Genomic DNA, 1,283 nt, shown 5'->3' with positions numbered 1-1,283 from the left:
TGTATAGCCCGGACACATAGGTAACACCTGTTCGGAGACATGGGTAACACATCTAGACTGGCTGGCAGTGTCTTTTGGGAGACCTGCCATGCCGTGGAAGGAAGTGTCACTCATGGATCAACGCAGGGAATTAATGGTGCTGGCCAGCCAGCCGGGAGCGAATCGTCGCGAGTTGGCCAGGCGCTACGGCATCTCGCCCAAGACGCTGTACAAGTGGCTGCAGCGGTATGACGGGCAAGGCCCGGATGGGCTCGCCGACCAGAGCCGTCGGCCGGAACTGAGTCCCGCCAGGACCGACGAGGACATCGAGCAGCGGATCGTTGTGCTGCGCGACGAGAACCCCTATTGGGGCGCTCGCAAGCTGGCGCGATTGCTGCGCAACGAGGGCACGGCCTGGGTGCCGGCGCCCAGTACCGTTCACGAGATTTTGCGTCGCCACGGCCGACTGGGCGAAGGCATGGCCGCTGCGCAGGCGCCGTTCCGGCGCTTCGAGCATGCGCAGCCCAACGACCTGTGGCAGATGGACTTCAAAGGCCATGTGCCCAACCGCCACGGGCACTGCCATCCGCTGACGGTACTCGATGACCATTCGCGCTTTAGCCTGTGCCTGGCTGCGTGTGACGATGAGCGCGGCGAAACGGTCCAGCCAAGACTGATCGCGACGTTCCAGCGCTATGGGTTGCCACAGCGCATGACCATGGACAACGGACCGCCCTGGGGCGGAGGTGCGGACGGCTTGGGCTATACGGCGCTGACGGTGTGGCTGATGCGCTTGGGCATCGCCGTCAGTCATTCGCGCCCATATCATCCTCAGACACAGGGCAAGGACGAGCGCTTTCATCGCACGCTCAAGGTCGAGCTATTGCAGGACCGCTGCTTTGTCGATAACGCGCAAGCCCAGCGTGCATTTGATCACTATCGCGAACGCTACAACGGCCAGCGCCCGCACGAGGCGCTGAAGATGGAGGTGCCGCTCGAGCACTACCGTGCCAGCACCATCGCCTATCCCAAATCGCTGCCGGAAGTGGAGTACCTGTCGACGGACCTGGTCTATAAAGTGGGCAGCAACGCGCGGATAGAAGTGCGGCGACGACGCGTGAAGATTGGCAAGGCTTTCATCGGACAGCGCATCGCGCTACGCCCAAAGAAGGAGGACGGCTGCTTCGGCATCTGGTTCAGCCGGTTTGAGATAGGGGAACTCGACCTGCGCGTACTGTGATACGCGCAGATCACGTGTTACCCATGTCTCCGAACACCTGTTACCCATGTCTCCGGTCTGTACA

Annotated in this window: 1 protein-coding gene; it reads left to right on the top strand. The window is 61.9% G+C overall.

Annotated features, from left to right (window positions below; all coding sequences use genetic code 11):
• Positions 1-88: 88 nt before the first annotated feature.
• Positions 89-1,219, top strand: a complete 1,131-nt coding sequence (locus ABDB81_RS30320; RefSeq protein WP_137928650.1) for an IS481 family transposase — start codon at positions 89-91, stop codon at positions 1,217-1,219.
• Positions 1,220-1,283: the final 64 nt, after the last annotated feature.

Origin of the sequence: Cupriavidus sp. DL-D2 (assembly GCF_039710735.1) — a bacterium.
GTDB lineage: Bacteria > Pseudomonadota > Gammaproteobacteria > Burkholderiales > Burkholderiaceae > Cupriavidus.
The sequence above is the reverse complement of the archived record's forward strand: the minus strand, read 5'-3'. Positions and strand labels throughout refer to the sequence as shown.